At 70.4% G+C, this 26,977-nt stretch carries 37 protein-coding genes and 1 pseudogene; 29 read left to right on the forward strand and 9 right to left on the reverse strand.

Translation table 11 applies throughout. The features are described from left to right. Positions 1-305: 305 nt before the first annotated feature. From ACJ6WD_RS09385 to ACJ6WD_RS09400, 4 genes are all read right to left on the reverse strand, one after another. A complete protein-coding gene (locus ACJ6WD_RS09385) occupies positions 306-1,199 on the reverse strand; it encodes an alpha/beta fold hydrolase (protein ID WP_407615501.1) in 894 nt (297 codons plus the stop codon). 65 nt (positions 1,200-1,264) lie between these two features. Next, positions 1,265-2,506 carry a beta-ketoacyl-[acyl-carrier-protein] synthase family protein gene (locus ACJ6WD_RS09390; protein ID WP_331250054.1) on the reverse strand — a complete coding sequence of 414 codons (1,242 nt, stop codon included), beginning with the start codon at positions 2,504-2,506 and terminating at the stop codon, positions 1,265-1,267. Next, complete coding sequence (locus ACJ6WD_RS09395) at positions 2,503-2,709, reverse strand: acyl carrier protein (RefSeq protein ID WP_016575922.1); 207 nt, start codon at positions 2,707-2,709, stop codon at positions 2,503-2,505. Before ACJ6WD_RS09395 ends, ACJ6WD_RS09390 begins: the two co-directional genes overlap by 4 nt. A gap of 321 nt (positions 2,710-3,030) precedes the next feature. After that, complete coding sequence (locus ACJ6WD_RS09400; protein WP_233658976.1) at positions 3,031-3,483, reverse strand: MarR family winged helix-turn-helix transcriptional regulator; 453 nt, start codon at positions 3,481-3,483, stop codon at positions 3,031-3,033. A gap of 164 nt (positions 3,484-3,647) precedes the next feature. Here ACJ6WD_RS09400 and ACJ6WD_RS09405 point away from each other — a divergent pair, with 164 nt between their 5' ends. The 7 genes from ACJ6WD_RS09405 (at position 3,648) to ACJ6WD_RS09435 (ending at position 9,893) form a co-directional block, all read left to right on the forward strand. Next, the gene (locus ACJ6WD_RS09405) at positions 3,648-4,058 is read left to right on the forward strand and encodes an organic hydroperoxide resistance protein (protein WP_407615502.1); all 411 of its coding nucleotides are present in this window, start codon (positions 3,648-3,650) and stop codon (positions 4,056-4,058) included. A gap of 226 nt (positions 4,059-4,284) precedes the next feature. After that, positions 4,285-5,514: a PP2C family protein-serine/threonine phosphatase gene (locus tag ACJ6WD_RS09410; RefSeq protein WP_407615503.1), complete on the forward strand. Its 1,230-nt coding sequence runs from the start codon at positions 4,285-4,287 to the stop codon at positions 5,512-5,514. Between the two features lie 313 nt (positions 5,515-5,827). Beyond that, entirely contained in the window at positions 5,828-6,115 is a 288-nt protein-coding gene (locus tag ACJ6WD_RS09415; RefSeq protein WP_233658978.1) for a DUF6400 family protein, read from the forward strand. 2 nt (positions 6,116-6,117) lie between these two features. After that, positions 6,118-6,342 (forward strand): hypothetical protein, encoded by a 225-nt coding sequence (locus ACJ6WD_RS09420; protein WP_233658979.1) that lies wholly within the window; start codon positions 6,118-6,120, stop codon positions 6,340-6,342. 591 nt (positions 6,343-6,933) lie between these two features. After that, positions 6,934-7,803 carry an SCO6745 family protein gene (locus tag ACJ6WD_RS09425; protein WP_233658980.1) on the forward strand — a complete coding sequence of 290 codons (870 nt, stop codon included), beginning with the start codon at positions 6,934-6,936 and terminating at the stop codon, positions 7,801-7,803. 297 nt (positions 7,804-8,100) lie between these two features. After that, positions 8,101-8,961 carry a hypothetical protein gene (locus tag ACJ6WD_RS09430; RefSeq protein ID WP_232817214.1) on the forward strand — a complete coding sequence of 287 codons (861 nt, stop codon included), beginning with the start codon at positions 8,101-8,103 and terminating at the stop codon, positions 8,959-8,961. Between the two features lie 227 nt (positions 8,962-9,188). Next, a complete protein-coding gene (locus ACJ6WD_RS09435) occupies positions 9,189-9,893 on the forward strand; it encodes a pyridoxamine 5'-phosphate oxidase family protein (RefSeq protein ID WP_407615504.1) in 705 nt (234 codons plus the stop codon). A 42-nt stretch (positions 9,894-9,935) separates the two neighbouring features. Here the strand turns inward: ACJ6WD_RS09435 and ACJ6WD_RS09440 are convergent, their stop codons facing one another. Next, on the reverse strand, positions 9,936-10,637 hold the full coding sequence (locus ACJ6WD_RS09440; protein ID WP_037633874.1) for a TVP38/TMEM64 family protein: 702 nt from the start codon (positions 10,635-10,637) through the stop codon (positions 9,936-9,938). A 389-nt stretch (positions 10,638-11,026) separates the two neighbouring features. On the opposite strand from ACJ6WD_RS09440, the pseudogene ACJ6WD_RS09445 reads away from it, so the two are divergent. Further along, positions 11,027-11,296: pseudogene (locus tag ACJ6WD_RS09445) on the forward strand (GTP-binding protein); the annotation flags it as partial. Positions 11,297-11,316: 20 nt separating this feature from the next. Here ACJ6WD_RS09445 and ACJ6WD_RS09450 read toward each other — a convergent pair. Next, positions 11,317-12,633 carry a tyrosine-type recombinase/integrase gene (locus ACJ6WD_RS09450; protein WP_407615505.1) on the reverse strand — a complete coding sequence of 439 codons (1,317 nt, stop codon included), beginning with the start codon at positions 12,631-12,633 and terminating at the stop codon, positions 11,317-11,319. A 422-nt stretch (positions 12,634-13,055) separates the two neighbouring features. Further along, on the reverse strand, positions 13,056-13,505 hold the full coding sequence (locus ACJ6WD_RS09455) for a helix-turn-helix transcriptional regulator (protein ID WP_331246671.1): 450 nt from the start codon (positions 13,503-13,505) through the stop codon (positions 13,056-13,058). Between the two features lie 175 nt (positions 13,506-13,680). On the opposite strand from ACJ6WD_RS09455, the gene ACJ6WD_RS09460 reads away from it, so the two are divergent. The 20 genes from ACJ6WD_RS09460 to ACJ6WD_RS09555 all read left to right on the forward strand — a co-directional run bounded on the left by ACJ6WD_RS09460 (position 13,681) and on the right by ACJ6WD_RS09555 (position 25,286). Further along, positions 13,681-13,926 carry a helix-turn-helix domain-containing protein gene (locus tag ACJ6WD_RS09460; protein WP_331246670.1) on the forward strand — a complete coding sequence of 82 codons (246 nt, stop codon included), beginning with the start codon at positions 13,681-13,683 and terminating at the stop codon, positions 13,924-13,926. Position 13,927: 1 nt separating this feature from the next. Continuing rightward, on the forward strand, positions 13,928-14,236 hold the full coding sequence (locus tag ACJ6WD_RS09465; protein ID WP_331246669.1) for a hypothetical protein: 309 nt from the start codon (positions 13,928-13,930) through the stop codon (positions 14,234-14,236). A 92-nt stretch (positions 14,237-14,328) separates the two neighbouring features. Continuing rightward, positions 14,329-14,568 carry a hypothetical protein gene (locus ACJ6WD_RS09470; RefSeq protein WP_376442586.1) on the forward strand — a complete coding sequence of 80 codons (240 nt, stop codon included), beginning with the start codon at positions 14,329-14,331 and terminating at the stop codon, positions 14,566-14,568. Beyond that, a complete protein-coding gene (locus ACJ6WD_RS09475) occupies positions 14,561-14,917 on the forward strand; it encodes a hypothetical protein (protein WP_331246666.1) in 357 nt (118 codons plus the stop codon). Before ACJ6WD_RS09470 ends, ACJ6WD_RS09475 begins: the two co-directional genes overlap by 8 nt. Then, positions 14,914-15,135 (forward strand): hypothetical protein, encoded by a 222-nt coding sequence (locus ACJ6WD_RS09480; RefSeq protein ID WP_407615506.1) that lies wholly within the window; start codon positions 14,914-14,916, stop codon positions 15,133-15,135. The genes ACJ6WD_RS09475 and ACJ6WD_RS09480 overlap by 4 nt, the downstream gene beginning before the upstream one ends. Positions 15,136-15,173: 38 nt before the next feature. Beyond that, complete coding sequence (locus ACJ6WD_RS09485; protein ID WP_407615507.1) at positions 15,174-15,497, forward strand: hypothetical protein; 324 nt, start codon at positions 15,174-15,176, stop codon at positions 15,495-15,497. Continuing rightward, positions 15,497-15,889 (forward strand): hypothetical protein, encoded by a 393-nt coding sequence (locus ACJ6WD_RS09490; protein WP_407615508.1) that lies wholly within the window; start codon positions 15,497-15,499, stop codon positions 15,887-15,889. The genes ACJ6WD_RS09485 and ACJ6WD_RS09490 overlap by 1 nt, the downstream gene beginning before the upstream one ends. Beyond that, positions 15,889-16,785, forward strand: coding sequence for a hypothetical protein (locus tag ACJ6WD_RS09495; RefSeq protein ID WP_331246660.1), 897 nt, complete (start codon positions 15,889-15,891; stop codon positions 16,783-16,785). Before ACJ6WD_RS09490 ends, ACJ6WD_RS09495 begins: the two co-directional genes overlap by 1 nt. Before the next feature lie 34 nt (positions 16,786-16,819). Further along, a complete protein-coding gene (locus ACJ6WD_RS09500) occupies positions 16,820-16,990 on the forward strand; it encodes a hypothetical protein (RefSeq protein ID WP_331246659.1) in 171 nt (56 codons plus the stop codon). After that, on the forward strand, positions 16,990-18,102 hold the full coding sequence (dnaN, locus tag ACJ6WD_RS09505; protein ID WP_407615509.1) for a DNA polymerase III subunit beta: 1,113 nt from the start codon (positions 16,990-16,992) through the stop codon (positions 18,100-18,102). Before ACJ6WD_RS09500 ends, dnaN begins: the two co-directional genes overlap by 1 nt. Before the next feature lie 63 nt (positions 18,103-18,165). Next, the gene (locus tag ACJ6WD_RS09510; RefSeq protein WP_331246657.1) at positions 18,166-18,387 is read left to right on the forward strand and encodes a hypothetical protein; all 222 of its coding nucleotides are present in this window, start codon (positions 18,166-18,168) and stop codon (positions 18,385-18,387) included. Between the two features lie 100 nt (positions 18,388-18,487). Next, positions 18,488-19,351 carry a PD-(D/E)XK nuclease-like domain-containing protein gene (locus ACJ6WD_RS09515; protein ID WP_407615510.1) on the forward strand — a complete coding sequence of 288 codons (864 nt, stop codon included), beginning with the start codon at positions 18,488-18,490 and terminating at the stop codon, positions 19,349-19,351. Continuing rightward, positions 19,348-20,133 carry a hypothetical protein gene (locus tag ACJ6WD_RS09520; protein WP_407615511.1) on the forward strand — a complete coding sequence of 262 codons (786 nt, stop codon included), beginning with the start codon at positions 19,348-19,350 and terminating at the stop codon, positions 20,131-20,133. Before ACJ6WD_RS09515 ends, ACJ6WD_RS09520 begins: the two co-directional genes overlap by 4 nt. A 75-nt stretch (positions 20,134-20,208) precedes the next feature. Beyond that, positions 20,209-20,574, forward strand: a complete 366-nt coding sequence (locus tag ACJ6WD_RS09525) for a hypothetical protein (protein WP_407615512.1) — start codon at positions 20,209-20,211, stop codon at positions 20,572-20,574. Between the two features lie 127 nt (positions 20,575-20,701). After that, positions 20,702-21,655, forward strand: coding sequence for a hypothetical protein (locus ACJ6WD_RS09530; RefSeq protein ID WP_407615513.1), 954 nt, complete (start codon positions 20,702-20,704; stop codon positions 21,653-21,655). Between the two features lie 38 nt (positions 21,656-21,693). After that, positions 21,694-22,578: a hypothetical protein gene (locus ACJ6WD_RS09535; protein WP_407615514.1), complete on the forward strand. Its 885-nt coding sequence runs from the start codon at positions 21,694-21,696 to the stop codon at positions 22,576-22,578. Continuing rightward, positions 22,559-23,182 carry a DnaA ATPase domain-containing protein gene (locus ACJ6WD_RS09540; protein WP_407615515.1) on the forward strand — a complete coding sequence of 208 codons (624 nt, stop codon included), beginning with the start codon at positions 22,559-22,561 and terminating at the stop codon, positions 23,180-23,182. Before ACJ6WD_RS09535 ends, ACJ6WD_RS09540 begins: the two co-directional genes overlap by 20 nt. Continuing rightward, on the forward strand, positions 23,179-24,531 hold the full coding sequence (locus ACJ6WD_RS09545) for a DnaB-like helicase C-terminal domain-containing protein (RefSeq protein WP_407615516.1): 1,353 nt from the start codon (positions 23,179-23,181) through the stop codon (positions 24,529-24,531). Before ACJ6WD_RS09540 ends, ACJ6WD_RS09545 begins: the two co-directional genes overlap by 4 nt. Next, the gene (locus ACJ6WD_RS09550) at positions 24,528-24,851 is read left to right on the forward strand and encodes a hypothetical protein (protein WP_407615517.1); all 324 of its coding nucleotides are present in this window, start codon (positions 24,528-24,530) and stop codon (positions 24,849-24,851) included. The genes ACJ6WD_RS09545 and ACJ6WD_RS09550 overlap by 4 nt, the downstream gene beginning before the upstream one ends. 189 nt (positions 24,852-25,040) lie before the next feature. Beyond that, positions 25,041-25,286, forward strand: coding sequence for a helix-turn-helix domain-containing protein (locus ACJ6WD_RS09555; RefSeq protein ID WP_407615518.1), 246 nt, complete (start codon positions 25,041-25,043; stop codon positions 25,284-25,286). A 535-nt stretch (positions 25,287-25,821) separates the two neighbouring features. Here the strand turns inward: ACJ6WD_RS09555 and ACJ6WD_RS09560 are convergent. Both ACJ6WD_RS09560 and ACJ6WD_RS09565 read right to left on the reverse strand, forming a co-directional pair. After that, positions 25,822-26,316: a GIY-YIG nuclease family protein gene (locus tag ACJ6WD_RS09560; RefSeq protein WP_407615519.1), complete on the reverse strand. Its 495-nt coding sequence runs from the start codon at positions 26,314-26,316 to the stop codon at positions 25,822-25,824. Further along, entirely contained in the window at positions 26,313-26,534 is a 222-nt protein-coding gene (locus ACJ6WD_RS09565; protein ID WP_407615520.1) for a hypothetical protein, read from the reverse strand. Before ACJ6WD_RS09565 ends, ACJ6WD_RS09560 begins: the two co-directional genes overlap by 4 nt. Positions 26,535-26,733: 199 nt before the next feature. Between ACJ6WD_RS09565 and ACJ6WD_RS09570 the strand changes: the two genes are divergently transcribed. Continuing rightward, a complete protein-coding gene (locus tag ACJ6WD_RS09570) occupies positions 26,734-26,910 on the forward strand; it encodes a hypothetical protein (protein ID WP_407615521.1) in 177 nt (58 codons plus the stop codon). Positions 26,911-26,977 lie beyond the last annotated feature (67 nt).

Consider the following 26,977-nt stretch of genomic DNA (forward strand, 5'->3'; position numbering starts at 1 on the left):
AGCGCCAGCCCGGGACGGTGGCAATGATGCCGAGTACTACCCATCTTCGTGCGTTCGGGCGAGATGTCCGTATTGCGCCCCGGAATCTGCGGCCCGCGCCGCCCCGGGATCGACTAGCCCCGGTCGTACGTGACGTACGTCGCGTGCCCGGCATCACCGCCCGGGGCCCTCAAGAGCCCCCGCGGACACGGTCGTTTGTGGCCCCGCTCACAGCCCGACGGGGCCGGGGGAGCCCACTGCGGCACCCCCGACCCCGCCCCTACGCGGTCACCCGGCCACGGTCCGTCGCCGCCCGGGTCCGCCCCTCACACCCACGCCGGATCGGCCACCGCCCCCGCACCGGCCGCACCCGGCCCGGCCGGCGCCTGCACCGGCCGGTCCGTGAAGAACCGCACCGCCACGTCCGCGACCTCCTCGGGCCGCTCCAGCACCACCCAGTGGTCCGCCTCGGGAACGGTCAGGAAGCGACTGCCCGCGATGGTCGCCGCGAAATCCCGCTGCCGGGACGGCTCCGTCACCGTGTCGTGCTCACCACTGAAGACCAGCGTGGGGATCCCGGACAGGCCCCCCGAGAAGTCCGGCCGGTCGGTCAGCGCCCGCTGGAGCGAATCCACCGCGTGCGGCGAGTGCAACGCCGCCTGCAGCATCGCCCGCCGCACGTAGCGGTACGCCAGCTCCCGCCGGGCGACCGGTCGGCTCTCGTCGCGGCACAGCAGCCCCTCGGCCACCATCGTGGCGAAGGCGTCGGTGTCCCCGTCCCCGAGGTGCGCCGAGGCTCGCCGCCAGTGCGCCACCTGCTCCTCGGTGATGTGTGCCGGCACACCGCCCAGCACCAGGCGCGCGATCCGCTCCGGGAACCGCCGGGCGCACCCGAAGGCCAGCCCCGCCCCGTAGGAGAAGCCGAAGACGTTGATCCGCGGCACCCCGAGGTCGTCGATGATCCCCAGGACCGCCGCGCACAGCACGTCGATGCTCGGTCCCGGTGGCAACGCATCGGCGCTGCCCATCCCGGGCAGGTCCGCGGTCACCACCTCCGCCACCGGCCCCAACCGGTCCTCCAGCTGCGGCCAGCCGAACATCCCCTGCAACGCACCGCCCAGCACCAGGACGGGCTCGGTGCACCGCTCCGGCTGCCGCAGCACCCGGTACGCGTACGACACCCCGCGCACCGACAGGGAGCGGATCACTTCCTCGGACATGGCTGCTTCCTTCTCGGAGAGGCTCGATGGGGTCCGGCACGTCCGGACCCCGCACGCTCGGGCGGTCAGCCGCGGGTCAGGACGAGCGCCGCGTTGTGGCCCCCGAACCCCAGCGACGTCTTGACCGCACAGTCGAACGCCGCCGGCCGCGCCGCGTCCCGCACCACTTCGACCGGGATCCGCGGGTCGGGCACCGTGAGATTGCCCGTCGGCGGCACCAACTGCTGCTCCAGGGCCAGAACGGTCAACGCGGTCTCGATCCCGCCCGCGGCGCCCAACGTGTGCCCGGTCATCGCCTTCGTCGACGTCACCAACGGGTGCTCGCCGAGCACCCTGCGCAACACCTCCGCCTCGATGCGGTCGTTCAGCACCGTCGAGGTGCCGTGCGCGTTCACGTGGCCCACGTCATCGGGCCGGACGTCGGCGTCCGCCAACGCGGTGCGCAGCGCCCGCTCGATGCCCCGCCCCTCCGGATCCGGCGCCACCGCCGCGTACGCGTCACTGGACGACCCGTAGCCGGCGATCCGCGCCCGGATGGGCGCCTGCCGGGCCCGGGCGTGCTCGGGCCGCTCCAATACCAGCAACCCCGCACCCTCCCCGACGACGAATCCGTCCCGCTCCACGTCGAAGGGGCGACAGGCCGCGGTCGGATCCTCCCGGCGGGTGGAGACCGCCTTCATCTGGCAGGCGCTGGCGATCAGCAGCCGGGAGAGCACCGACTCCGCACCGCCGGTGATGGCGATGTCACAGGCCCCGGCGCGCAGCAGTTGGTGCGCGGTGCCCACCGCGACCGTCCCGGAGGAGCAGGCCGTCGCCACGCCCAGACTGGGGCCGTGCGCCCCCAGGTCCATGCAGACGCTGCTGGCCGCGCTGTTGATCACGGTCAACGGGGCGAGCTTGGGGGAGACCCGCCGGGCGCCGTGCCCGGCCATCGCCGCGCTCTGCTGGTCGTAGAACGGCAGCCCGCCGTGGGCGGACCCGATCACCACCGCGACCCGGCTGCTGTCCCAGCTCAGCGGGTCCAGCCCGGCGTCGGCGACCGCCTCCCGGGCGGCGATCACCGCGAGCTGCGAGAACCGGTCCATCAGCCGCTGGGTGGCCACGCCGAGCAGCGCGGTGGTGTCCAGGTCCGCCGCCGTGTACATGAAGTCGCAGGGCAGATCGGCGAGTTCGGCCTGCTGGGACACGTTCGTGGGCGTCACCTCGTGGGTGACGGAGTGCCAGGTGGCCTTCGTCCCCACTCCGGCCGCGGACACCAGGCCCAATCCGGTCACGGCCGCGGAGAACGGCTTCTGGCGGGCCGTCACGCCGCGACTTTGCCGTCGATGGCCGCCACCAGCTGTCCCACCGTGTCGCGCGAGGTCAGCGACACCTCTTCGAGATCGATCTCCAGCCGCTCCTCGATGAGGACCCGGAGCTCCTCCAGAGCCAGGGAATCCAGCCGCAGGTTGCGCAGTGGGGTGTCCGCGGTCACCTCCCCGCGTGCGACCCCGAACCGCTCTTCCAGCAAGGCGTTGACAACTTCTGCCGCATTCACGTGGCGCTCCTCCGCTGTTCGTAGGCGATGCTGCCAACCGTGTCCTGGGCGGAATTTCGCCGGTGGCTCCGGCTGGTTTGGCCACCCTTTATACGCCTTTGTCCTGCGCGCCCCCCAACCTTGGTAGCTCAATGGGGTGATGGGCGCACTGGAGTGGGGGAGGGCCCCCCTTCCGGGCGGCAGGAACGACCCGGAACGGCTCGGTGTCTAACGCCCGAACATGCCGCGGGGTACGGGTTGCCGCGCGGCGGATGCGCGGTGTCCGCCGCGACGTCCACCCGCCCGGCGGTGTCCTCAGCCCTCGTCGAGTGCGCTGGTGACCCGACCCAACAGACTGCGCAGCGTCCGCAGTTCGTCGACGGTCAGTCCGGTGGCGGTCAGCATCCGGCGCGGCACCGGCAGTGCCCGCTCGCGCAGCTCCTCGCCGGCCCCGGTGAGGCGGATGATGACCGACCGCTCGTCCTCCGGGCTGCGTTCCCGGTGCACCAGCCCCGCCGCCTCCAGGCGCTTGAGCAGCGGCGAGAGCGTGCCGGAATCCAGTCGCAGCCGCTCGCCGATGCCCTTGACCGGCTCCGGGCCGTGCTCCCACAGCACCAGCATGACCAGGTACTGGGGGTAGGTCAGCCCCAGCTCCTTCAGTGCCTCCCGGTAGACGCCCCCGAACGCCCGCGAGGCGGCGTGCAGCGAGAAGCAGACCTGGTGGTCGAGGCGGAGGAGCTCTGCGTCGGAAGCCGGGGGTGTGGTCATGGACCCAGGTTAACGTCCGACGCCATTGAGTTGTGCGCAATTGACTTGCATGCAACTAAATGGCGTGTCACTGTGGTGTCCGGCCGGAGCGACCGGCCGGCCCGCCGCTCCTCGTCGGGCCGGGCGCGCCCCGCGCCCCCGTCCGCCACGCGAAAGGACCCCTCATGGACGCGCTGTACACCGCCGCCGCCACCGCCAACGGTCGCGAGGGCCGGGCCGTCAGTTCCGACGGTCAACTCGATCTCGCCCTGGCCCTGCCCCCGGCCCTCGGTGGCGACGGTGCCGGCACCAACCCCGAGCAGCTCTTCGCCGCCGGGTACGCCGCCTGCTTCGCCAGCGCCATGGCCAACGTCGGTCGCCAGATGGGGCTGGACACCAACGACGTCTCGGTCACCGCCGAGGTCTCGATCGGCAAGGACGACACCGGCTTCGGCCTCGCCGTCGTCATGCGCGTCGAACTCCCGGACGCCCTGGCCGGCGAGACCGGGCAGCGGCTCGTCGAGGTGACGCACCAGTTCTGCCCCTACTCGAAGGCCACCCGCGGCAACATCGACGTCGAGTTGGTCGTCGAGTAACGGCACCGGGGCGGCGGGGCGGTGGCGAGGGTCGGCGCGGTGTCGCCGAGGGGGTGCCGTCGAGGGGGTCGGCTGCGCGTCGGCCGTGCGTCGGCGAGGGTGCGCCGGACGCGCTGGTGACCGGCTGGCCCCGGGCGGCCCCGATCGCCGACCTCGGCGGCGTGGGGGAAGCCCACGGAAACCCGACTATCCGGGCATTTGCCTCGTTCGAGTGCAACCATGATGCATGCCCTTCCCACGGCTGACGCGGCTGCGCCAACGACCGGATCCGAGCCACGCCCTGCTGCTCGTCCCGATCGCGCTGATCGTCGCGGTCTGCGCGGCCGACGTCCTCGCACCCCCGGACATCCACCTCGGTCCGCTGCTGGTCGCCGCCCCCGCTCTCACGGCCGCCTTCGCCGGCCCCGGCCCGACCGCGGTGATCGGCACCCTGGCCGTCGCCGCCCAGGTGGGCATCGGCCTCGCCCGCGGCGTCCTGTTCACCGAGAACCTCTACACCCAGATCAGTGCCCTGATCGTCGTGTCGGGGTTGGTGTTCCTGTTCACGATGGTGCGGGAGCGCAACGAGCGGCGGCTGTCACGGAGTCGTTCGGTGGCGGCCGTGGCGCAGAAGGTGCTGCTGCGGCCGTTGCCGGAACGCAGCGGGGACCTGGAGTTCGCCTCGCTGTACCTCGCCGCCGAGGAGGAGGCCGAGATGGGGGGCGACCTCTTCGCCGCGGCGCGGACCGCGGCCAGCACCCGGCTGATCGTCGGCGACGTCCGCGGCAAGGGCCTCCCGGCCTACAGCCACGCGGCGCTCATCCTCGGCGCCTTCCGTGCGGCGGCCCACCGCCAGGCCACGCTGCCCCGCCTCGCCCGCCATCTCGACGGCGCGGTCCGCTGGGACACCAGCCAATGGGCCACGGCCCCCGTGCGACCGGCCGCCGCCCGGGTCGCGACCTCAGCCGACGACGCCGACCCGGCCGGCCCCGACCCCGACCCCGACCCCGCGCCCGACGCCGAGGAAACGTTCGCCACCGTCGCCCTCTTCGACATCCCCGACCGGCGTCCCGAGCTGAGCACCATCAGTTGCGGACACCCGCCCGCCCTCCTCCTGCGCGACGGCCGGGTCCGCGTCCTCGATCCCCGGCGGCACGCCCTCCCCCTCGGCCTCGGCGCCCTCGCCGGCCCACCGGACTACGACGTGGAGACCTTCCCCTTCCACCCCGGTGACCTGCTGCTCCTCTACACGGACGGCGTGACCGAGGCGCGCGACGCCGAGGGTGACTTCTACCCGCTGACCGAACGAGCCGGGGCCTGGAGCGACGGCAGCCCCGCCGGCGTCCTGCGCCGCCTGCGCGCAGACCTCCTCGCCCACACCGGTGGCCGCCTCGCCGACGACGCGGCGGCGGTCGCCGTCCGCCGCCTGCCGCCCCGCCCCGCACCCCGGTCGGACGCGACGGCCGACACCCCCTAGACCTAGCCGGCCACGATTGGGAGCGGATCGCCTGCGTCGACGCGGCGGCGGCGCCCTGTCCTCCGGTGGCTCCCGGTCCCCCAACCGGACCCGGTGGCGGGCCGCAGCGCGCCCGGCCGGGCATGACATCGGTCACCCCCGGCCGCCCGGGTCTGCGCCCCGACCCCGATATTCCGCCCTTCCGCGGGCCTCCCCGACACAGAACCGGAGGGTCTGTCCGATTGATGCTTCCTCAAGTCCGTCCCACTTGCTAAACACGTCCGATCGGGGGCACTCGCCCCGAATCGTCCGCTAGTGGTACAGGAAGCGCAGCATGACCGACCCCACCAGCCCCACCGGCACCGGAGCCGACATATCCCGCGTCACCGGGATCTCCGACGACCGCACCCACGGGACCTTCGAACTCGACCTCGCCGGCCACGAGGCCTGGCGCCGGGCCGAAGTCTTCGCCGCGCTCGGCGACGACTGGGATCCCGTCGCGGTGATGCGGGACGAGGCGGAGGCCCAGCGGCTCCTCTACTCCGGTCTCGACGCCGACCAGCAGGCCACCTACGCCATGCTGGTCGCCGCCGGAGTGCTGCCGGCCGCCGGGCAGGGGTGAGCATGCTGCCGATCGACCCCACCGCCGACATCGGCCGCCGCGCCTGGGTGCCCTGCCCCCGTTGCGAGGACCACCAGGACTGCGGCACCTGCCGCGCCGGCCGCACCTGCGACGACCACTGGCGCTACCTGCTGTCCAACAAGGGCGGCCTGCTCCACCTCCAGTGCCCCGCCTGCACCCACCTCTTCGCGTGGGACTCCGGCTTCGGAGCCGGCGGCCGCCCCTGACCCAGCGACCGCCCGACGGCACCCCCGGCAGCCCCCCGTGCTCGCACTGGACCCGGCCGTGCGCCAGGCCCCGGTCGCGCCGCCGCCGGGACCGCACCAGCCGGCCGACCGGCCACGCCCTCCCCGCCGGAACCGGTGTCGCCGCGCCGATCGGCCGGACGGGCGCCGTGCCGCCGCGCCGTGCCGCGTCGCCCTCGGTCGAGAGCCGGCGAGCCGCGCCCGCAGACCGATCACCGGGAGCGGATGGGTCTGCGACTCCATAGCCGCCCCGCCCCGCCCCGCGCCCGCCACCCCGCCCCGCCCCGCCCCGCGCCCGCCGCCCCGACCGGGTTCGTCCCCGTACCGCGCCGCCTGCCCGACGGCATTCGCTGCCCTCGGCGATCGATCTGCCGCACGTCGATGGCTGCCCCCTCTGCCCGGCCCCGTCCTCCATGCTTCCCTGCGCCTCCGCCCGGACAGCGATAGCGTGCGAGGCGGCGGAGCCACCCACCACGAGCCGCGCGCGGAGCCACCGGAAGGTCGCCCCGGGCCGGCGGTCTGGCCGTCCCGCCGGCCCGTCGCCCGCCCCCGTAGCCGTCCGAGGAGCAGACCATGGAGCCGCCCGCGGCACAGCGAGCACGATCGCTCTGGCTGATGACCGAACCGCTGCACGCCGTCTGCTACTTCGACGACGACTGCCGAGCCCTGGGCAAGTCCCTCGGCCTCAGGGGCTTTTGGATGGGCTATTTCGCCGCCCGCACCGCACCCCTGGGCGCCGTCGAACCCGCGGCCGCCACCGCGGTCCTCGGGGTCTTCGCCCCGGGCATGGTGGCCCGCGCGCTGCCCGCCGCCTGGAGCACCGTCAGTCCGGCCCACGTTCTCGACGAACGCGGCACCCGCGCCGCCCGCGCCCTGCGCACCATCGCCCCGGACCTCGACCGGTCCGCCACCGCCCTGCTGCCCCGGCTCCAGGCGCTCGTCGACGCCGCCCCCGACACCGGGCGCCCGCTCTTCGCCGCCAACCGCGCACTCTGCGACCACGCCGACCCCGTCGAACGACTCTGGCAACTCGCCACCACGCTGCGGGAGTTCCGCGGCGAGGCCCACCTCGCCGCGCTGGCCGACCGCGAACTCGACGGTTGCGAAGCGCTCGTCCTCACCGCCGCCACCGGTCGGGTGCCGGAGGGCACCATGCGGGAGGACCGCGGTTGGACCGAAGGGGAGTGGGCAGCCGCCGCGGACCGCCTGCACGGCCGCAACCTCCTCGACGCGCACGGGAACGCCACCGCCCATGGCCAGGAGGAACGCACCCGCATCGAGGCGGAGACCGACCGTCTCGCCGCCCGGCTCCTCCGTCCCCTCTCCCCGGCGGACGCCGACCACCTGCTGGAGCTCCTGCACCCGGTCGTCCGCCGCATCCTGGCCGCGGACGTGCTCCCCTTCCCCAATCCCATCGGCCTGCCCCACCCGGACACGCCGTAGCGACCTCCGCACCGAGCCGCCGGCCGGGCACCCCCACCCGCCACCCGCACATCCGGTACCACCCCCGCCCGTCGGAACGACCGGTACGAGCCGCCGGCCGGCGACACGTCCCGCTGATTTCGAAGGTAACGCGCCGCACTGACACTCGACTTCTCGCCCGGGAGGGGCCCGCCCGGACTACGAGGTGATTGTCGACTGCGCTACGACGTGATTGTCATCTCGTGGTTCGATGGGTGCTTTGGGGTGCTTTGCAGCGACAGATCGGATCACCTCCGACGGAAGCGGCGTTGTCTGAGTATGGATCCGAGAGAATTGTGGGACCGCAACGCCGTACTGGCAGAAGCGTTTTGTCTGGGCGATGAACGTGTCCGGGAAGCGCAGGCCAGGCTTGACGAGGCGCAGGCCGACCGCTCCCGCGTCCTGGCAGCGTTCGCCCTGACGGTGGGCAGCACGGGCGCGGTGGCCGGCCTGTTCGGGCTCAACGAGCGGGAAGTGCGGGTCGCCCGGCGCACGGTCGGCAAGGACGACGCCCGCGTCGTCGCCGAAGAGCTGCTCTCCAACGCCGCCCGCACACCACCCAAAGAGCCGGAGGATCCGGTACCGGACTACGGTGCCGATGTTTGTGCCCCGGTCCAGCCCACTGCCACCGCCGCTCCACCGCCGACGGGCAGTCGCCCGACGGGCGCGGCGACCACCGGCTTCGCGCCGGACCAGAACTGGTCGCCCGCCATGGACGCGGTGCTGATCGGCAGTTGGCAGACCGGTGTGGACCTCAGGGAGCTGGCCGTCGAGTTCGGCCTCGACCTCAGTCGTCTGATGGCGCGGGCCCAACAGCTCTCCGCCCAAGGGCGCTTCTACCCCGGCTCCACCGAGACCTACGCCGGACGTCACCGGCGCGGCCCCGGTGACGTCCATGAGTCCGAATACACCATCCCCGCCCAGCAGTCGACGACCTGGAACGGTGTACCCGCCGCCCACCCCATGACGTCCGCCGCCTGGTACACGGGCGCGATGCCCCCGAACGAACCCGTCACCGACGTCACCGCCCTCGGTACCGACTGGGACAGTGCCCTCGCTCCCTGGGGCACCATCGCCCCCGCCCACGAGGAGCCCGCGCCGGCCCACCAGCCATGGGCCCAGTACCACCTCAGCTCCTGACGAAGCCGAACGCCGTACGGTGCCGTGTTGCGCGCGATATGCGAAATTAGTTGTCAGTGGATTCATCAACAACGAATTCAGTGAAATACCTGGCTTGAATATTATGAAGTCGTTACTCTGACGGGCAGTCCCGCTGGGCTGCCCGCTCGCGTACCCAGCCGCGACCAGGCCGGCGACGCGAGTACCCGCCCGCGGCGCACCCGCCCAGAGCAGACAGGCAGACCCCCATGACGCAGACCACCACGACCGCGTCCATACCCGGCCCCGACCGCACCCTGACCGAGACCGACCGGACCCGGCACCGCCGACTCCGCGAGCAGGGCAGCCTCGACCGCGCCGCACTCGACGCCATCCTGGCGGCCGGCTTCGTCTGCCACCTCGGCGTGACCGTCGACGGCTCCGTCCGCGTCATGCCGACCGTCTACGGCTCGGACGGCACCACCCTCTACTTCCACGGCTCGGTCGCCAGCCGCAGCCTCGCCTTCTCCCCGGGCACGGAGGTCTGCGTCACCGTCACCCACGTCGACGGACTCGTCCTCGCCCGCTCGACCTTCGAGCACGGCGTCAACTACCGCAGCGCGATGATCTACGGCGTACCACGCCCGGTCACCGACGACGAGGAGAGGACGGCGGGCCTGCGCTGCCTCACCGAGCAGTGCGCCCCCGGCCAGTGGGACTACGCCCGCCGGCCCAACCGCAAGGAACTGGCCGCCACCGCACTCCTCGCCCTCTCCCTCGACGAGGCATCGGTGAAGATCAGGACCGGCGCCCCGGACGACGGCGACGGCCCGGACGCCGCACTGGGCCTGTGGGCCGGCATCCTGCCCCTCCACACGACCTGGGGCGCCCCGCGACCCGACCCCGCCCTGGGCACCGAACCCCCGGCGGCCCCGCACCACATCGCCGCACGTGCTGGCACCCCGGCCTCGTGATCCGCCGCCCGCCTCGTGACCCGGCCGTGTGGTGACGGCCGCTCACCCCTTGCGCAGCGCCTTGCGCTTGCACCAGGCGACAACCACCGCCGCCAACCCACTGACCGCGATGAACCCCATGGACAGCAGGAACGCCGGCGACGTCGGCGTCGACGCCCGCGCGCCCGCCACCGCGTACGCCGCCGTGTTCGGAATGCTCCCCAACGCCGTGGCCAGCAAGTACGGACACCAGCGCATCCGGGAGACCGCGGCGGCGTAGTTCATCGCCGCGAACGGCAGCCCCGGGAACAGCCGGATCGCCAGCATCGAACGGAACCCGTGCTCGCTCAACTGCCGGTCCGCGGCCGCCAACCACCGGGCCCGCAACAACGGCCGGAGCGCCTCCTGCCCCAACAGTCGCCCCAGCCCGAACGCCAACCCGGCGCCCAGCACCGTACCGGCGAGCGCGGTGACCAACCCCGACTGACTGCCGAACAGCGCACCCGCGGCCAGATTGAGCACCGGCCGCGGCACGAACGCCGTGGTGCACACGCCGTACGCCACCGTGAAGCCCACCAGCGCCGTCGGCCCCGACCACTGCGCGGTCCAGCCGCCGGCCAGGAGCCGCTGCGGATGCCACAACAGCATCGTCGTCGCGGCGGCGGCCAACAGGACCAGCAGCAGGGCCAGCCGCGACCAGGGGGAGAACACCACACGCGTGCAGCGTGCGGCGAGGCCGTCGGACGTGGCGGCGGGGGCGGGCATCCCGGGAGCGTAACCGACGCGTACGGCGGACCGCCGGAATCCGGGCCGCACGACCACGAACCGGGGCGGACGCGGCACGTCCGAACGCCACACATCCGGCACCGCCACGGCCCCCGACCGTAAATCGTTCGACGCCCGACCGGCGTCCCGGCACCATGGACGCATGTTCCGGCACGCCTTCCTCCCGATGCCGTCCGCGGTCGCAGCGACCGCCGCGGACGCGCCGAAGGCTGCCGCCGCACTCCTCGCCGCAGCCGCGGCACACGGCGCGCGACGCTGACCCTCTCCGGATCGTCCGGCGGGCCCCGCAGGGGGAGGGTCGGAGCGGGCCAGGGGTCCCCACGGCGCCGAGGCGCCGTCATCACCGCATTCCTGCGAGGAAGCACACCATGCCCAAGACGGCATACGTCCGCACCAAGCCGCACCTGAACATCGGCACGATGGGCCACGTCGACCACGGCAAGACCACCCTCACCGCCGCCCTCACCAAGGTCCTCAGCGACCGGGGCACCGGCACGTTCGTCCCCTTCGACCGCATCGACCGGGCCCCGGAGGAGGCCGCCCGCGGCATCACCATCAACATCTCGCACGTGGAGTACGAGACCGACACCCGGCACTACGCCCACGTCGACATGCCCGGCCACGCCGACTTCATCAAGAAAACGAAGAGCGAGGGCACCTAGTCGCCCTGACCTGCCGTTTCCTCATCAGAGACCCGCTTGATGGGAAACAACTGGGAGATGATCAAGGGGTTGGCTGCCAACTGCTCCCGCAGCGCGAGCCAGCGCGCCTCCAGCATCTTCATCACGGCACGCTCCATCGGCACCGTCACGCTGGAGTAGACACCCTCGACACCCGGCACCTCGTGACCCATCCGCCCTTCCGCAGCGACCTTGCTGTGGCCATCCTCGTCAAGCCACGCCTTGTGCCCATGGCGAAGCAAGTACAGCCTCCGCCCCTCATAGGGAGGGACGGCAGGCATAGCGCGACGAGGCTTCCGCCCCTCGCGCTCTGGCCGCCCGTCGGCGATCTGCCGCCAGTACCAGTAGTCGAAATTCACGGACCCCAGGCTCGTCCCGCCGATCGCAGGGAAAACCCACGGCCTGTCGTGGCTGGCTAGGAGCTCTTCCAGCATGGTGGCGAGGAACGGCGGGATGACGAGAGTGCGGTAGCTGCCGTACTTCGGCGGGAAGAACCGCAGCGCACCGTCATGGTGTTGAACTTGGCGCTCAACACGGATTGCCGGCATGAGGTCTACGCCCTTGCCGTAGCGCTCCATGTCCTCGGAGTACCGCTCCTCGTCCTCTTCATCGGGCCGCGGGTCGGAAGCAGGCCAGTTCGGGTAGCAGTACTCGCGTGTCAGCCCGTACAGCTCAGCCGGGCGCATGCCCGTCATGGCCATGGTCCACACGAAGGCGTAGCCGGCCCGACCGAACACCGCCTCTGCGTTGCGGGCGAGCTGCTCGACAGCGAGAGCGCTCATGTCCCGCTTGCGTTCCTTCTTCCGCTTGACGAACTTGCCCCTTCGACGAGTCCGCTCTACGGGCGACAACTTGATGAGGCGCGGCACAGCGTCATCGAGGACCATCCCGAGGACCATCATCACGTTCTTCGCCGTGCTCGCCGCCACGCGACCGTTGACGTGCTTCTTGAACGCCCGGTAGGCGATCACGTCGATCTCGGCGAGCGTGGTGCGCTCGAAGTACGGGCGAATGTGGTTCTCGATCGCGGACCGGTAGCCGCGCTCGGTCGTGGGGGCGTGATCCATGGCGGCCAGCCAGTCGTCGAGCCAGTCCGTCATCAGGGTGGCGCCGTCGCGGTTGCTGACGTGGGTGCCGTGTCGGATCTCGTACAGCTGATCCTGACCATATGCCAACGCGGACTCCTCGTCGAGGAATCCGCCTTTGGACTCGTAGCGCTTTCGGCCGTTGGGCAGGTACTCGCCTGACCACCACTTCACGCGGCAGGTGCCTCCGCGCCACTCGATATGCGGCATCCGCGCTCCTTGCAGCGAGATAGGGCGCGGTGCCCGGCAAGTGTGCGTTTGCCGGGGCCGCGCTCCGATGGTTCTTACTGCCTCTGCCCGAGCGGGCAACCGCGGCAGGTTGCGCAGTCTCTTCCTTGGCGCCGCATCAGCTCTCGTGCCGTGCGCCTGGTTGACGCACGCTCAAGGGCGCTGGGCGCTATGACGCATATGGCGTCGCCCTCAACTCGGGCCGTCCAGACCAGGAACTGCGGCCCTAGGTCCATCGTGAGGCACTTGTGCATGGGCCCCCCTCTCTACCACGGAGAACCCCCCAGGTGTCTCATAGGGTGACATGCCGAACACGCCCGCGGAACCGGTAGTTGAAAACTCACAGGACGCCCAAACGGGGTGATCTGGCCCGGCGTGACGGTTGCGGAGGGTGAGGGCCCAGCTCAGTCCGTGTTTGGTGGCAGGATGCCGCGCCTTCGCAATTCCTCCACGACTTTGTCACTCAATGCGTGGATCTCTCGGGCGGTGAGGTCGGGCGTGGTGGCGATGGCGGCCTGTGTGACGCTCTGTCGAGCCTCGTCTTCGAGTGACGAGTCGGGGAGACGGGTGATCCGGGCGCCCTCGGTCATCTCGGTGCCGTCGCGGAGTTGAATCGACCGGGCTCCGTCGAGGATGCCTAGGCAGGAGCCGGGGGTCATGTCGAAGCCCTGCTCCAGTTTGGCGTATGTGGCGGCCTGAACTCTCTTGGCTTCCTCGATGCGTCGGTAGGTCATGTGCGCAATGCCGGCCTGGGCTGCCGCCTTCTCCTTGCTCCACCCTTTCGCGGCGCGGCACTGGGTTACTAGCGCGGCTAGTCGCTGCAGCGCTGCGTCTCGATCTTGGGCGTGTGGCATGCCGTCATCATCGCAGGAACCTCCAGGAACAGCCAGGAACACGTTTCAGTGTGGCCGGTTCGCCACTCGCAGTGTCCGAGATGGTGCCGCCTGTGGGCATGCCAGGTAGAGGCACTTGGCAAGTTACCTCTAAGTACCTCTAGAAACCTCCATAAGTGCTTGCTACCTTCTCTTCATGCAAGCACCCCAACCCACCTACCAGGTGAACGGGGCGGCAATCCGCGAAATACGCATGTCACTCGGCATGTCCATCGCTGAGGCAGCCGCCAACGCAGGGATCAGCGCCAGCTACCTCCGGCAGCTCGAACTCGGCTTCAAGCGGCACATGCGACCCCCCAACTACACGGCGATCCGCACCGTCCTGCGCACCACGGACGCCCGCATCCTCGCCCCACCCGAGGACCCGATCGAGAAGGAGTGACATGGCAGCGCCTAAAGCCACCCCAAGGCCGAAGCCCGCGCTGGAGAACTTCCACACCGTCGCCGACGCCGCCATCCGCCTCGGCCTCCGACGCCCCGACGACGCCAGCAACAAGGGCGAGAAGTGGCTCCGCGACGGAGTCAACCGCAAGCCCGCCGACGGCAAGGGCGAGCCGTTCCCCTGCCACCGCATGGCCGGGCAGCTGATGTTCAGCGACTCGGACCTCGCCGAGATCGCGGCGATGCACCGATGCGCCCCGCAGCGGCGCGGACGCAAGCGCCGCACGCCACTCACGGCCGTCGCCGCCTAGAGCGGCAAGCGGGCCCAGCCGCCGGGCTCTCACACACCGGCAACCGGGCCCTACGACGCACAACCCACACACGTCACAGAAGGGCAGGCGTCATGAACGCCATCGTCTCATCAACACCCCACACCTCACTGAACTCCGTCGAGCCGGCCGTGCTTCCAGCCGCCGAGAAGGCCCCGTCGGGCACTCCGCTGATCGAGCTCCGGCACCTGGCCGATCCGCTGGACCGCGCGTTCATGCGCCTCGCTGCCGAGCACGGCGACAAGGTCTCCACCCTCGCCGACTACCCCGAGTTCGCCCGCCGCTTCGCGACGAAGGAGGCCGACCGTGGCTGACCTCGACATTCCCGCGATCCTCGATCGGGCCGCCGACCACATTGATCGCGTCGGCTGGCACCAGGGCTCCCTGTACGACTCGACCCAGTCGGACGAGGCCGTGATCGACTGCCGCGTCTGCGCCATCGGGGCCATCAACGTCGCGCTGCACAGCACGCCGAACTTCCCGGACGTCCAAGCGGAAGCGGACGCGCACGACATCGCCGCTGCGGTTGAGGAGTTCCTCGGCCTGTCGAGCGAAGGCGCGGACCTGCCTGATTGGAACGACGCGGACGGCCGCACGCAGGCCGAGGTGACCGCCGCACTGCGGGACACCGCCGACTCCCTGCGGACGGAGGCCAGTCGGTGAACGCCGAGCAGTTCAACGCCTTGTTCCCGGTCGGCACCCCTGTCGTGGCCTACCCCGGCTTCCGACCCGAGGACGACCCGACCGCCATGCGGATCGAAACGACCACCCGTAGTCGGGCCACGCTTCTTGGCGGCCACACCGACGTGGTGTGGGTGCACGGGCACGGCGCCTGCATCGCCCTGACCCACATCGACGTGATCGAGGACGGCGCCTCGTGACCGCCACGCTCACTCCGATCCGCACCTCTGGAGGTGCCATGTTGACCGCATGCGACCAGGCCCGGGGCCTGCGGCTCCTCGTCGAGCTGGGGGAGTCCCACCCGCACCTGCCCGCGGCTGAGGTGCACGTGCACCGACAGATCTCGCTGGTGGCCGAGCTGACCATCGACGTGTCCCTGCACGGCGACGAAGAGGGCTTCGCGCAGTGGCAGCAGGCCCTCGGAGTCGGCACGGTGGACACGCGACGGATCGAGTTCGGCGGCTGGGTGTCCTCCGGCCACATCACCCGGGACGGCATCACCGTTGTCCTCACCCTCCACCACCGGCAGGAAGCCCCGGTGCTGGCTCTGGCGGTGGCCTGATGACCATCCGGCTCATCCTCCGGCTCCGTCGCCAACTCGCTGAGGCACGCAAGGAGACCACACGCCTCGGGCGAGACCTCCACAGCCTCGACGGCGAGATCGCCGACGTGCGGTACGCCAACACTCAACTCCGGCAGGAAGCCAAGGTCGCCCTCGCACGGCAGGTTGCCGCGATGCAGACCTTCGACCAACTCACCGCTGAACGCCAGCGCCTGCTGGCCAAGCTGGAGCAGGCCGTCGACTGGGCCACCGAGGTCGGCCGTGTCAACGCCTGCATCGATCAGCAGAACCAGCGGCTGACCGCCGAGAACGAGCGTCTCCGCCGCGAACTGGCAGCCCTCACCCGGCCGGTCGCCAAGGTCATCCCGCTCCAAAAGAGGGGAGCAGCCTGATGCGACACGTGGTGATGCTCTCTGGTGGCCTGAGCAGCTACGAGACCGCGAAGCGCGTCGTCGGCCGGTACGGCAAGGACAACGTGACCCTCTTGTTCGCGAATACGCGAGCGGAGGACGACGACCTGCACCGGTTCCTGAAGGAGTCCACCGGGTACCTCGGCATGCCGATCGATGAGGTGTCGGACCCGCAGCAGCGGAACCCGTTCGACGTGTTCTTCGACGAGGGCTTTCTCGGCAACTCTCGCCTGGCTCCCTGCTCGAAGCTGCTGAAGCAGCTGCCAGCCCGGCTGCGCCTAGAGGAGCGCTTCGATCCCGCCGACACGATCGTGTACGTCGGCATCAAGTGGGACGAGACGCACCGCATCCCAGGCATCCTCTCCGGCTACCACCACAGCCGGAAGGGCTGCCGCAAGAAGAGCCTCTGCAAGTCCCTCTTCACGGAGAAGGGCCGTCTGACTGGGCCCGGATGCACCAACCTGCTCCCGGAACCCGAAGCGTGGCAGGTCCAGTTCCCGCTCACCGAGCCGCCCTACTACGAGCACCAGACCGTCGTTGACGAGCTTGCAGCCGTCGGCATCGCCGAGCCGGACATGTACCGGGAGGGCTACCAGCACGCCAACTGCAAGGGCCTGTGTGTCCGCGCCGGACAGGCCCAGTGGGCCCTGACCCTGAAGATCCACCCGGACCGATTCGCCTACGCGGAGCACGAGGAGAACCGCTTCCGCCGGGAGAAGGATCCGAACGCCGCAATCCTGCGCGATTGGAAGAACGGCGGCCGACCGCTCCCGCTCACTGAGTTCCGCGAGCGCGTCGAAGCATCAGAGCGTGAGCAGCCGTCCTTCTTCGACAGCGCCGACTGGGGCGGCTGCGGCTGCTTCACCGACGCCGCCTGACAACACCACCGCATCGCCCTTTGAAGGGACAGCCATGCCTGAAACAGGTCCCACCCAGCTTCAGCTTTTCCCCGATAGCGCCGTCACCGGTAGCGGCAAGCCCCGCCCCTGGCCGCTCGTGGTGGCCGACGACGAGACCCCGGCCACCGCCCCGCAGACCGAGCAGCTGCCGTTCGACAGCGACGAGATGCGGAGCGCCGCCTGATGAAGGTCCGCATCCCGCGGCGCGCGCTGGCCGACGCCACCTCGTGGTCGGCCGGCCACCTCGCCGCAAAACCCACTGTCCCCGCCCGTGCCGGCCTCGCCCTCGAAGCGCGCGGCGTTCATCTGACGGTGGCCGGAGTCGACTGGGACGTCACCACCCACAGCACCCTCGACGCCGATGTCCTCGAACCCGGCCTCATCGTCATCCCTGGCCGGCTCGCAGCGCAGGTCATCGCCACCTACCGCTCCGACCTCATCGACATCACCGTCGATGATGGCCGGGCGACCCTGTCCGCCGACCGCGACCAGTTCATGTTGACGCTCCTCCCGGAGGCCGACTACCCGGCCATCGCCGGGCGCCCCGTCCCCGACGGCACTGTGGACGGAGCCGAATTTGCGGAGGCCGTCCGCCAGGTGGCCATCGCCACCGACCCGACCGTGGCCGCGGAGCCGTGGCGTGGGGGAGTCCAGCTCACCGCCGAGGGCGACCGGCTCACCGTGTGGGCCACCGACCGCTACCGCATGGCCGAACGCAGCATCGCCTGGACACCGACCAGCAGCAGCCAGGACACGTTCGGGGTGCTCGTGCCGGCTCGCCGCCTCGCCGACGCTGTCAAGGGTATGGCCGCCACCGGTGACCTCGGACTGACCCTGCACGGCAAGGTTGCCGGCCTCACCGACGACGCCCGCTACACGACCCTGTCCCGCATCGACGAGCACGGTCGCAAGGATCCGCACCAGTACCTCCCGGCGGAGTTCGTCACCGAAGCCATCGCCCCCGTCGACCAGCTCGTCGCGGCCACCAAGCGAGCCTGCCTCGTCGCCACGGACCGCAAGCCCAAGATCCTCATCGGCTTCGGCACAGACGAAATCTCCGTCCGCGCCGCAGGCGAGGACACCGGCGCCGTCGCCATGGACGTCGTTGACGGACAGCACATCGACGGGCCAGCCATCCAGATGGCGTTCCAGCCGACCGCGCTCCTCGACGGCCTCCAGGCCATCGGCACCGACGACGTCCGCATCGGCCTCACCAGCAACATCCGCCCAGCCCTACTCCACGCCGTGAGCGACGACAGCGACTACCGCTACCTCGTCATGCCCGTCCGCCTCTGAACCTCCGGCCGGCCGGCCCGCCCCAAACAGGCCGGGCGGCCACCCAAAGCATAGGAGCAGCACATGCAGCCCATGACTCGCGACGAACTCGTCGCAGTGCTCGATGACATCCGTGACCGGGTCGCTTCCGGCGACAGCTGTGAGGGCAAGCTCGCGTTCCTCCTCGGCGAGGACGCCGACCGGCCCTACCAGGTGACCGCCGTGTACCGCACCGGCCAGCTCCTCGGCCAGGGCAGCACCGTACTGGTCGGCGTCGACCTCGACATCCCCGGGGCCGCCGCATGAACGAGATCCGCTGCCACTGCGGCGACACCGACGGGCCCTTCGAACGGCAGCCAGACGGCTCCTACCGCTGCGAAGGCTGCATCAAGACGGGCGGAGCGTCGTGACCGCCGTCGCGGCCGAGGCGCCAGCCGTCATCCGCGGCCTCTCCGCCGAGGACTACCACGCCGACCGCGCCTCGATCTCCTCCACCGGTCTCCGCAAGCTCCTCAACCCCGGATGCCCCGCTCAGTTCAAGTACGACCTCGACAACCCGACAGCTCCGAAGCGTGAGTTCGATCTCGGACATGCAGCCCACCTCCTCGTCCTCGGCGAAGGTCCGGAGCTAGAAGTCATCGACTACCCGGACTGGAAGAAGGTCGCTGCCCGCGAACTGCGGGACACCGCCTACGCCGAAGGTAAGACCCCTCTGCTCACCAAGGACCACGAGCAAGTCCAGGAGATGGCCGCCGCAATCCGCCAGCACCCCGTCGCCGGACCGCTCTTCGCACCGGGCAGCGGCACCGCCGAACAGTCGATCTTCTGGACCGATCCGCAGACCGGTGTCCGCTGCCGCTGCCGCCCCGACTACCTCAAGCAACTCCCCGGCCTGACGCTATGCGTCGACTACAAGACCTGCCGGGACGCCAGCCCCGACGCCGTATCCAAGGCGATCCGGGACCACGGCTACCACCAACAGGACGCCTTCTACAGCGACGGGATAGAGGCCGCTGGCCTTGCTCCCGACGGGGTCCGGTTCGTCTTCGTCTTCCAGCAGAAGACCGCCCCGTACCTGATCACGGTGCGGGAGCTCGACCAGCAATCCCGCGACATCGGGCGCGCCAAGAACGAACGCGCCCTCCGCATCTACGCCGACTGCGTCGCAACCGACACCTGGCCCGACTGGACCGGGCCCGTCACCGAAATACCCCAGATCAGCCTCCCCACCTGGGCCGCCATCACCGAAGCCGAGGAGTACCTCCAGTGACCAGCGAACTCGCCACCCGCGACGACCAGACCGCCGTCGTGACCACCGGCAAGGCGACGGCTGGCCCCGAGCCGACTGCCGGGACCACCGCCCTCATGGCCTGGGCCCAAGAGGCCGACCTCGCCTACCAGATGGCCCAGAAGCTCGCCAACACTTCCTTCGTCCCGCAGTCGCTGCGCGGCAAGCCCGGCGACATCACCGCCGCGATCCTCGCCGGCAGCGAACTCGGCCTCAAGCCGATGGCCACCCTCAAGTCCATCGACGTCATCCAGGGCACCCCGGCACTGCGGGCCCACGCGATGCGCGCCGTGATCCAGGCCCAGGGTCACGAGATCGAACTCGTCGAATCCACGGACACCCACTGCGTGATGCGGGGCCGCCGCAAGGGCTCCGAGACCTGGCAGACCGTCCAGTGGGACATCCCGCGCGCCCAGCGCCTCGGCCTCCTCGGCAAGGACCAGTGGAAGAAGCAGCCGAAGAACATGCTCGTCGCCCGCGCCACCGGCGAACTCTGCCGGCTCATCGCCTCGGACGCCCTCCACGGCATGCCCTACGTCTCCGAGGAACTCGAAGGCACCGTCCACGCCGAACTCGTCCCACAGAAGGCCCCGCTCAGCGTTGCCGCCCTCACAGCTCCGCCAAGCACGCCGGCCACCGCGGCGGACTACTCCGTGGAGCGCGAGACCGAACTGGACACCACCAGCGACGGCGCCTGGGACTCCGACGCCGCCGACAACTCCACCGACTGGCCCGAGACCGCACAGCCCGGAAGCGCCGCCTAACCGGCACCAGGGTCCCGCCCGCGGGAATCGGGCGGGATCCACCCCTCCAGCATCACACCTGATCGGAGAACCGCGATGACCCGCCGCCTCACCCCGGCCGAACGCCTCGCCGCCGCCGACAAGAACACGACCCTCGACACCATCGTCGCCTCCACCAGCGACTGGGACCGCTTCCTCGTTGAGCAGGCCATTTGGCACTTCGGGCTCGCCTGCGACGAGTGGTCCGCCAATGACCTCCGCGATGTCCTGCCTGAGCTGTCGCACGGCTACCTCGGCGCCGCCATCAACAGCCTCCGAACCGCCGGCCTGATCGAGCACACCGGACAGATGGTGCCCTCCACCAGCGGCCCCACCCACGGTCACCGCCTCGGCGTCTGGCGGCTGTCCGTCAAGGGCCTGCTCATAGCCGAGGCCCGTCGGCCGCGGAAGGCCGCCGCGTGAACGCCCTCCGCCGGCTCGCCGCTCGCCTCCGCCGCCGCGAACCCCTCGACCCACAACTCGCCGCCCTCAAAGCCATCTACCGCGCACCCGCCGCCCGCCGCCGCAACACCCCAGAAAGGGGGACACGATGACCGCCAAGCCGATCCCGCCGCAGCACGGAACGGAACGCTGCTACCGCAAAGGATGCCGCCGGGAGATCTGCCGATCCGCCTACAGGAATAGCCGCAAGCGGGCCGACTACCACCGCCGTAACGGGCACCGCGGAAACGTGGACACCACCGCCGTGTCGCTCCACCTCTCCAAGCTCCTGGACAGCGGTCTGACCAGGCTCCAGATCGCCAGTGCCGCAGACGTCTCCGACAGGGCAATCCGTTACGTCCTCAACGGTCAGACCACCATGCACCGAAGCACCGCCATCAGGATCCTCGATGTTCAGCCGCGCACCGAGCCCGTAAGAGTTGACGCCACAGCGACCCGCCGACGCATCCAGGCGCTGGCATACATCGGCTGGCCGATCATCCGCACAGCCGAGGCAGCTGGGCTCTCACACCGCCACGTCTTCGGGATCCTTAATGGCTCGGTCGCCACCCTGGCGCCGGAACACGCGCAGCGGTACGAGCGCGTCTACGCCGAACTGTCGGAGCGCCCCGGGCCAACCGACCACTCCCGGAGCATCGCGCGCCGCAACGGCTGGGCGCCACCAATCGCCTGGGACGACGACACCATCGTCGACCCCGCCGCCCACCCGGAGTGGACCGGACAGTGCGGCACCGACCGTGGCTACCACCTCCACAAGATCGAGCACATCCCCATGTGCACTCCGTGCGACGAAGCCCACCAGCAGTGGCTCGCCGAACGCCCAGACCTGAAGGGCGTTGAACTGCGCAGCGCCATCGCCAGCGCCCGAGGCCAAGCCGCCGGCCGAGGCGTAGCCCTCGCCGAGAACGCACGCGAACTTCTCGCACAGGAACTCAGCTGGGACGCCATCGCCACGCGTCTCAGGGCCCATCCAGGCCAGATCGCCGCAGCCATGCGCCGCTACCCCGACACCTCGCCCGCGGCACTCGGCATCGCCGCGTAGACCCACCAACCGCTGACTCGTAGCGAAAGAAGCTCCCAATGGCCGAGAAGGACAAGCGCACCTACGTGAGGGTGCACGACGGTCTGCCGGATCACCCGAAGGTCATCGAGGCGGGTGGAGAAGCCGGCTGGCTGTACATCTGCGGGCTGGCCTACGCCTCCCGCCAGCTGACCGACGGCGTCATCTCGCGGCGACTCGTTCCTCGGCTGACCGACGGAAGCAAACCCGAAGCAAGTGCTTCGGCACTCGTTCGCGTCGGCTTGTGGCACGAGGGCGAACACGACTGCCCGAACTGCCCCCAGGCGGGCGCTGACAGCTACGTCATCCACGACTACCTCGACCACCAGCGTTCCGCTTCCGAGGTCGCCGACCTCCGCGCTAAGCGCTCTGCCGCAGGTCAGAGGGGCGGTAAGCGGTCCGGGCAGGTCCGTCGTGCCGCTTCCGAGGCCGAAGCAAATGCTGAAGCAAGTGCTCAAGCAAAAGCGAAGCACCCGGGAAGCAAAAACGAACCAGAGACAGAGACAGAGACAGAGAAAGAAAAGAGATATACGCGAACTCCTTCGGAGCCCGCGGCCCCCCCTCCCCGAGCCGACGTTGAGCGGGTCTGCCGACACCTCGCCGCCGTGCTCGAAAGAGGCGGCAGCAAGAGGCCGCGCATCACCGAACGGTGGCGCAACGACATCCGGCTACTCATCGACAAGGACGGCATCACCCCCGAGCAGGCTGTAGCTGCCATCGACTGGGCTCATGCCAACGACTTTTGGCAGGCCCACATCCTCAGCCCCGCCAAGCTCCGCACGAAGTACGACACCCTCCGCCGCCAGGCCGCCGCCGAGCAACGCAAGCAGCGCCCCGCTGGCCCTCACACCGCACCCCGCGACATTCCCGAAGAGGAGCTCCCCGATGTCCTTCAGTTCGGCTGACCGCATGCCCGACCCGCGAGAGTCCGTTCTCCGCGAACGTCGCGAGGACGCCACCACCACCTTCACCGCCCGCACCCCTGCCATCTACCAGGAAGAGATCCGCATGCACCCCGATGCCGCGGCGTGGGCGGACCGCACCCCTGGTGCCCCGGCAAGCCTGTTCCTGACCGGCGCAATCGGCGTGGGTAAGACACACACCGCCTGGCAGGCCGCCCGCATCTGGCTCGGTCGCCGCTTCGATGAGACGCACCGGATGCCGGCGATCGAGACGTGGAGGTCGACTGCCCTCTTCGATGCGCTGCGTCCGGACCGCGAGAACGATGCGAAGGCCCTGACCCGCACGCTTCAGCTGGCGGACCTGCTGTTCGTCGATGACCTGGCTGCTGCCCGGGTATCGCCGACGGGTTGGACTCAGGAGCGGCTGTACGAGATTTTCGACGAGCGGTACATCAACCGCCGCCCCGTACTGATCACTTGCGACGTACTGCCTCACGAGATCAGCCACATCGTCGGCGACCGAGTCTCTTCCCGCCTCGGCGAGATGTGCCGTGGCGGAGTGCTGCTCCTCAAGGGCGCCGACCGTCGCAAGGGCGGTGCCGCATGAGCGCCCTGTGGGGAGACGACGAGCCCCATGTTTCGCCCCTGGCTCGCCTCGACGACGAGCGGATCCTCGCCGCGTCGGTCATGGCAAGGCCCGAGCTGGTCGACGAGCTGGCGATGCAGGGCTTCGACCCGGCGGACATCACGACCGACGCTTTCCGCTGGATCTGGTTCGCGGTCGAAGAGATCCGCACCAGCCTCGCCGCCGGCGAGATCCCGTGGCAGACCGTCGACCGGCAGCTGCAGGCGTGGCGCGCGGACGGCACCATGCCGATCCCGCCGCTGAACCGCGTGCAGCTCTCGGACCTGTACGCCGCCGCCCGGCCAGGCTCCGCCGAGTGGCACGCCCGGGAGGTGTCCGAGGCCGCGGTGGCGGCCCGAGTGGTCGCTTTCGGCAACGACGCCCGCCTGCGCGGCTTTTCACCGGCCTTCGACCCGGCAACCGACGTGGCAGCCCTCCAAAACGCGCTGGATGCCGTCGTGCGGCCCGACCAGAACTCGAACCTGGTCCAGCTCCGCGACCTCCTGCCCGACGTCCTCCAGCGGGCCGTCACGAAGCCGGACACCGGCGACCGCATCCCCACCGGCTTCATCGACCTGGATGGCATCACGTCCGGCGGCTGGGCACCCGGTCAGATGATCGTCGTCGGGGCTCGGCCCGCCATGGGCAAAACCACGCTCGCGATCGGACTCGCCGCGGCAGCCGCCATCAAAGCCGGCATCCCCACGCTGGTGCGCTCCCTGGAGATGGGCTCCGACGACCTCGCCAACAACATCGTGTGCGCTCAGGCGCAGATCGCCCTGCATCACCTGAAGCAGGGGATCGTCGACGACGCAGGGCTGGCTCGCGCCGCGAAGATTGTCGAACGCATCGACGCCGCGCCGCTGTATCTCGACGACTCGACGGACCTGACTCTGCCCGGTCTGCGGGCGCAGGTCCGGAACCTGGTGCGAACGCAGGGCCTTCGCCTTGTGATCATCGACTATCTACAGCTGATGCAGGCCCCCCGCGCCGAATCCCGGCAGGTCGCCGTCGCAGCCCTGAGCCGCGGACTCAAGCTGATGGCGAAGGAGTTCGGCATCACCATCGTCGTCCTGGCCCAGCTCAACCGCGGACCTGAACAGCGCACCGAGAAGAAGCCGATGGTGTCCGACCTCCGCGAATCCGGCGCGATCGAGCAGGACGCCGACATGGTCATCCTGCTGCACCGCGAGGACGCCTACGACAAGGAGTCCCCGCGTGCCGGCGAGGCCGACCTGATCGTCGGCAAGCACCGGGGAGGCCCCACGGGGACGATCACCGTCGCATTCCAAGGGCATTATGCCCGCTTTGTCGACATGGCGGCGACATGACCGTCAGCCCCGAGGACATCGCCGAGATGCGCCGGCAGGGAGACCTGAAGGAGTTCCTGCTCTCTCTGACCCCCACCGCCCGCCGTACCCCGAAGCAAGCCGCACCCGCCGAACCGAAGTCGCCTGTCGAGATCCCCCGGGAGCGCCCCGGCGCCTGGCCCACCGGTAGCCGCCGACCCACCCCACCCCCACCCACAGCCGCCGCCGACGTCCAGGCCGCCATCGAGGACTACCGCGCTTGGCTCCGCGCCGGACGCCCCCCGGCCTCCGACAAGTGCCCCTGCATTCCCTGCCGCCACGCCACAGGAGGACTCGCATGAACGACACCTGCCCGGCCTGCCTGACCCGCGGCATAGCCCCCGCCGAGTCCCGCCGCCGCGGCGACCGCACCGTCGACGGCTACCAGTGCCCGAACTGCCGCCACACCTGGGCCACCGTCCGCGACCTCACCGCCTACTCCGAACTCCACGCCCGCCGCGCCCAGCGCCGTAGCCACACCGCGAGATCGCATGACCGCCCCCGTCCGGCCGGCGAGTGCTCTCACGGAGCCGCAACTCGAAGCCTTGGTGTACGCGGCGAACGGCCTGACGTCCACCCAGATCGCCGCCCGCCTCGGATGCGGCCGGGACGCCATCAACCTCCGCATCCGGTACGCCGCGGACCACTTGGGCGCGTCCAGCCGCACCCACGCCGTGGCCCTCGCCATCGCGGCCGGCCTCATCGACCCCGACGAGATTCACCCCGCGCAGCGCTGAGCGCCCGCCACAGCCCCGCGGAGCATCGCGGGGCTCCCGGGCCCCACATCGACCGCCAACGGCCGTCACGCGGCTGTACAGACCCACGGGAGACCCTGAAGTGACCCACCGACAGGAACCAGAGACCGCAACCGAGCACCACGACCGAGAAACCCCCGAGAGCGCCGTCAGCGGCTCGCTGAGCGTCCCGCGTAGCGAGAACGGCGCCCAGGACGCCGGAATGCCCGAGAGGGCCGCAGGCGGGCGCGTAGGGCGTCGGACGCAACTCAACGCCGCCATCCGGCCCTTCACGTACCGCGCCGCCCTGGAACCCCCGGACGACCGGCCCGCCGGCGGCGCGAGATGAGGCTCCTGTGCGCGCTACTCGCCGCGTGGTTCGCGTATACCGCCCTCGGGCCGCTCGTCACCCCGGCGCGGCTCGACGTCCGGCAGCCGGCGACGACCGCGAGCGGGGGCCGGTGACGTGCTGACGGGCAACCTGCTGACGACAGGCGAAAGCCGCACACCGAAAGGCGTGCGGCTCGGGCGGGGCAGGTCAGGCGTCGGGCTGCTTCTTGGCTTCGCGTCCGACCGTGGGCGCGCGCTTCCGGTCGGCGCCGACGGCTCGGGCGATGCGACGGAAGTACTCGTCGGACAGGCCGGTGAGCTTGGCCAGCTGGGCGGGGGTCGCGCCAGCTTTGAGGTCCTGTGCGGCTTGCTCCTTCAGGGCGGGAAGCAGGGCGCGCATCTCCTCAAGGTTCCACCGGTGCTCGGCGTACAGGTCGTCCGACTCGGGGTTGCCGATTGGGCGCACCGCATGGTTGAGGTTCCAGTGCGGCTGCTCGGATTCGATCGCAGCCCGCTCGGCTTCAGCGGCTTCGGCCCGGCTCTCATGCCACTCGACCTTGCGATCTACGACTTCGGGCCACCACGGCTTGGTCTGGGAGTGCTGCCCGAATCGGACGTCGGGGTTCTGGCTGATGCCGATGTAGAGCAGCTTCCCGGCGGCGTCGAAGACGCGGTACAGGGCGGTGCGGCCTTCGCGCTTCACTCGGCGCTGCCTTGCGCCTCGGAGGACTCGGCCTTCCATGCGTCCCGGTCGGGTCGCTTCACTGGCTTGGCGCCGGGCTTGTGGATGTACCAGGCCATGAAGGCGCGGATGGCTGCGCTGCGGTCGGTTCCCATGGCGGCGGCGGCTTTGCCGAACTCGGCCCATTCGTCCAGGTCGACGCGGACGGGGCGGGTGGGGGTCTTCGGTGCGTTCGGCATGCCCGGACCGTATCCAGGCGTAGCTACAGGCTGCAACGTGAGCTCCTCTCTGGTGTAGCTACAAATCCCTGGCGGGTGTAGCTACGGATTCTTCGGATTGATACTTGCGGTGTAGCTACACCCGAGAGTACGGTGTAGCTACACCTTGAAGCAAGGGGTGGAGTCATCGCCAAGGGAAACAACCGCAGGGGAGACCGCCATGCAGATCATCAAGGCCGCCAACGGTGCCGAGTTCGTTGTCGTCGCCGCCGACAGCTACACCGCCCGCATGGCCCGCAACGTGCACCTCGTCACGATGGCCGACGGCACCGTGTGGACCGCCGGCGCCGGACGTCCCGGGACGGCCATCGCGTGGCAGACCACCACCCCCCGCTGATCCACCGGCGCCGTCGGAGACCCCACCCCACGGGGTTGGCGGGTTCGACTCCCGCCCGGCGCGCTCA

It is taken from the genome of Streptomyces sp. VTCC 41912 (assembly GCF_045799175.1).
Lineage (GTDB): Bacteria > Actinomycetota > Actinomycetes > Streptomycetales > Streptomycetaceae > Streptomyces > Streptomyces albulus_C.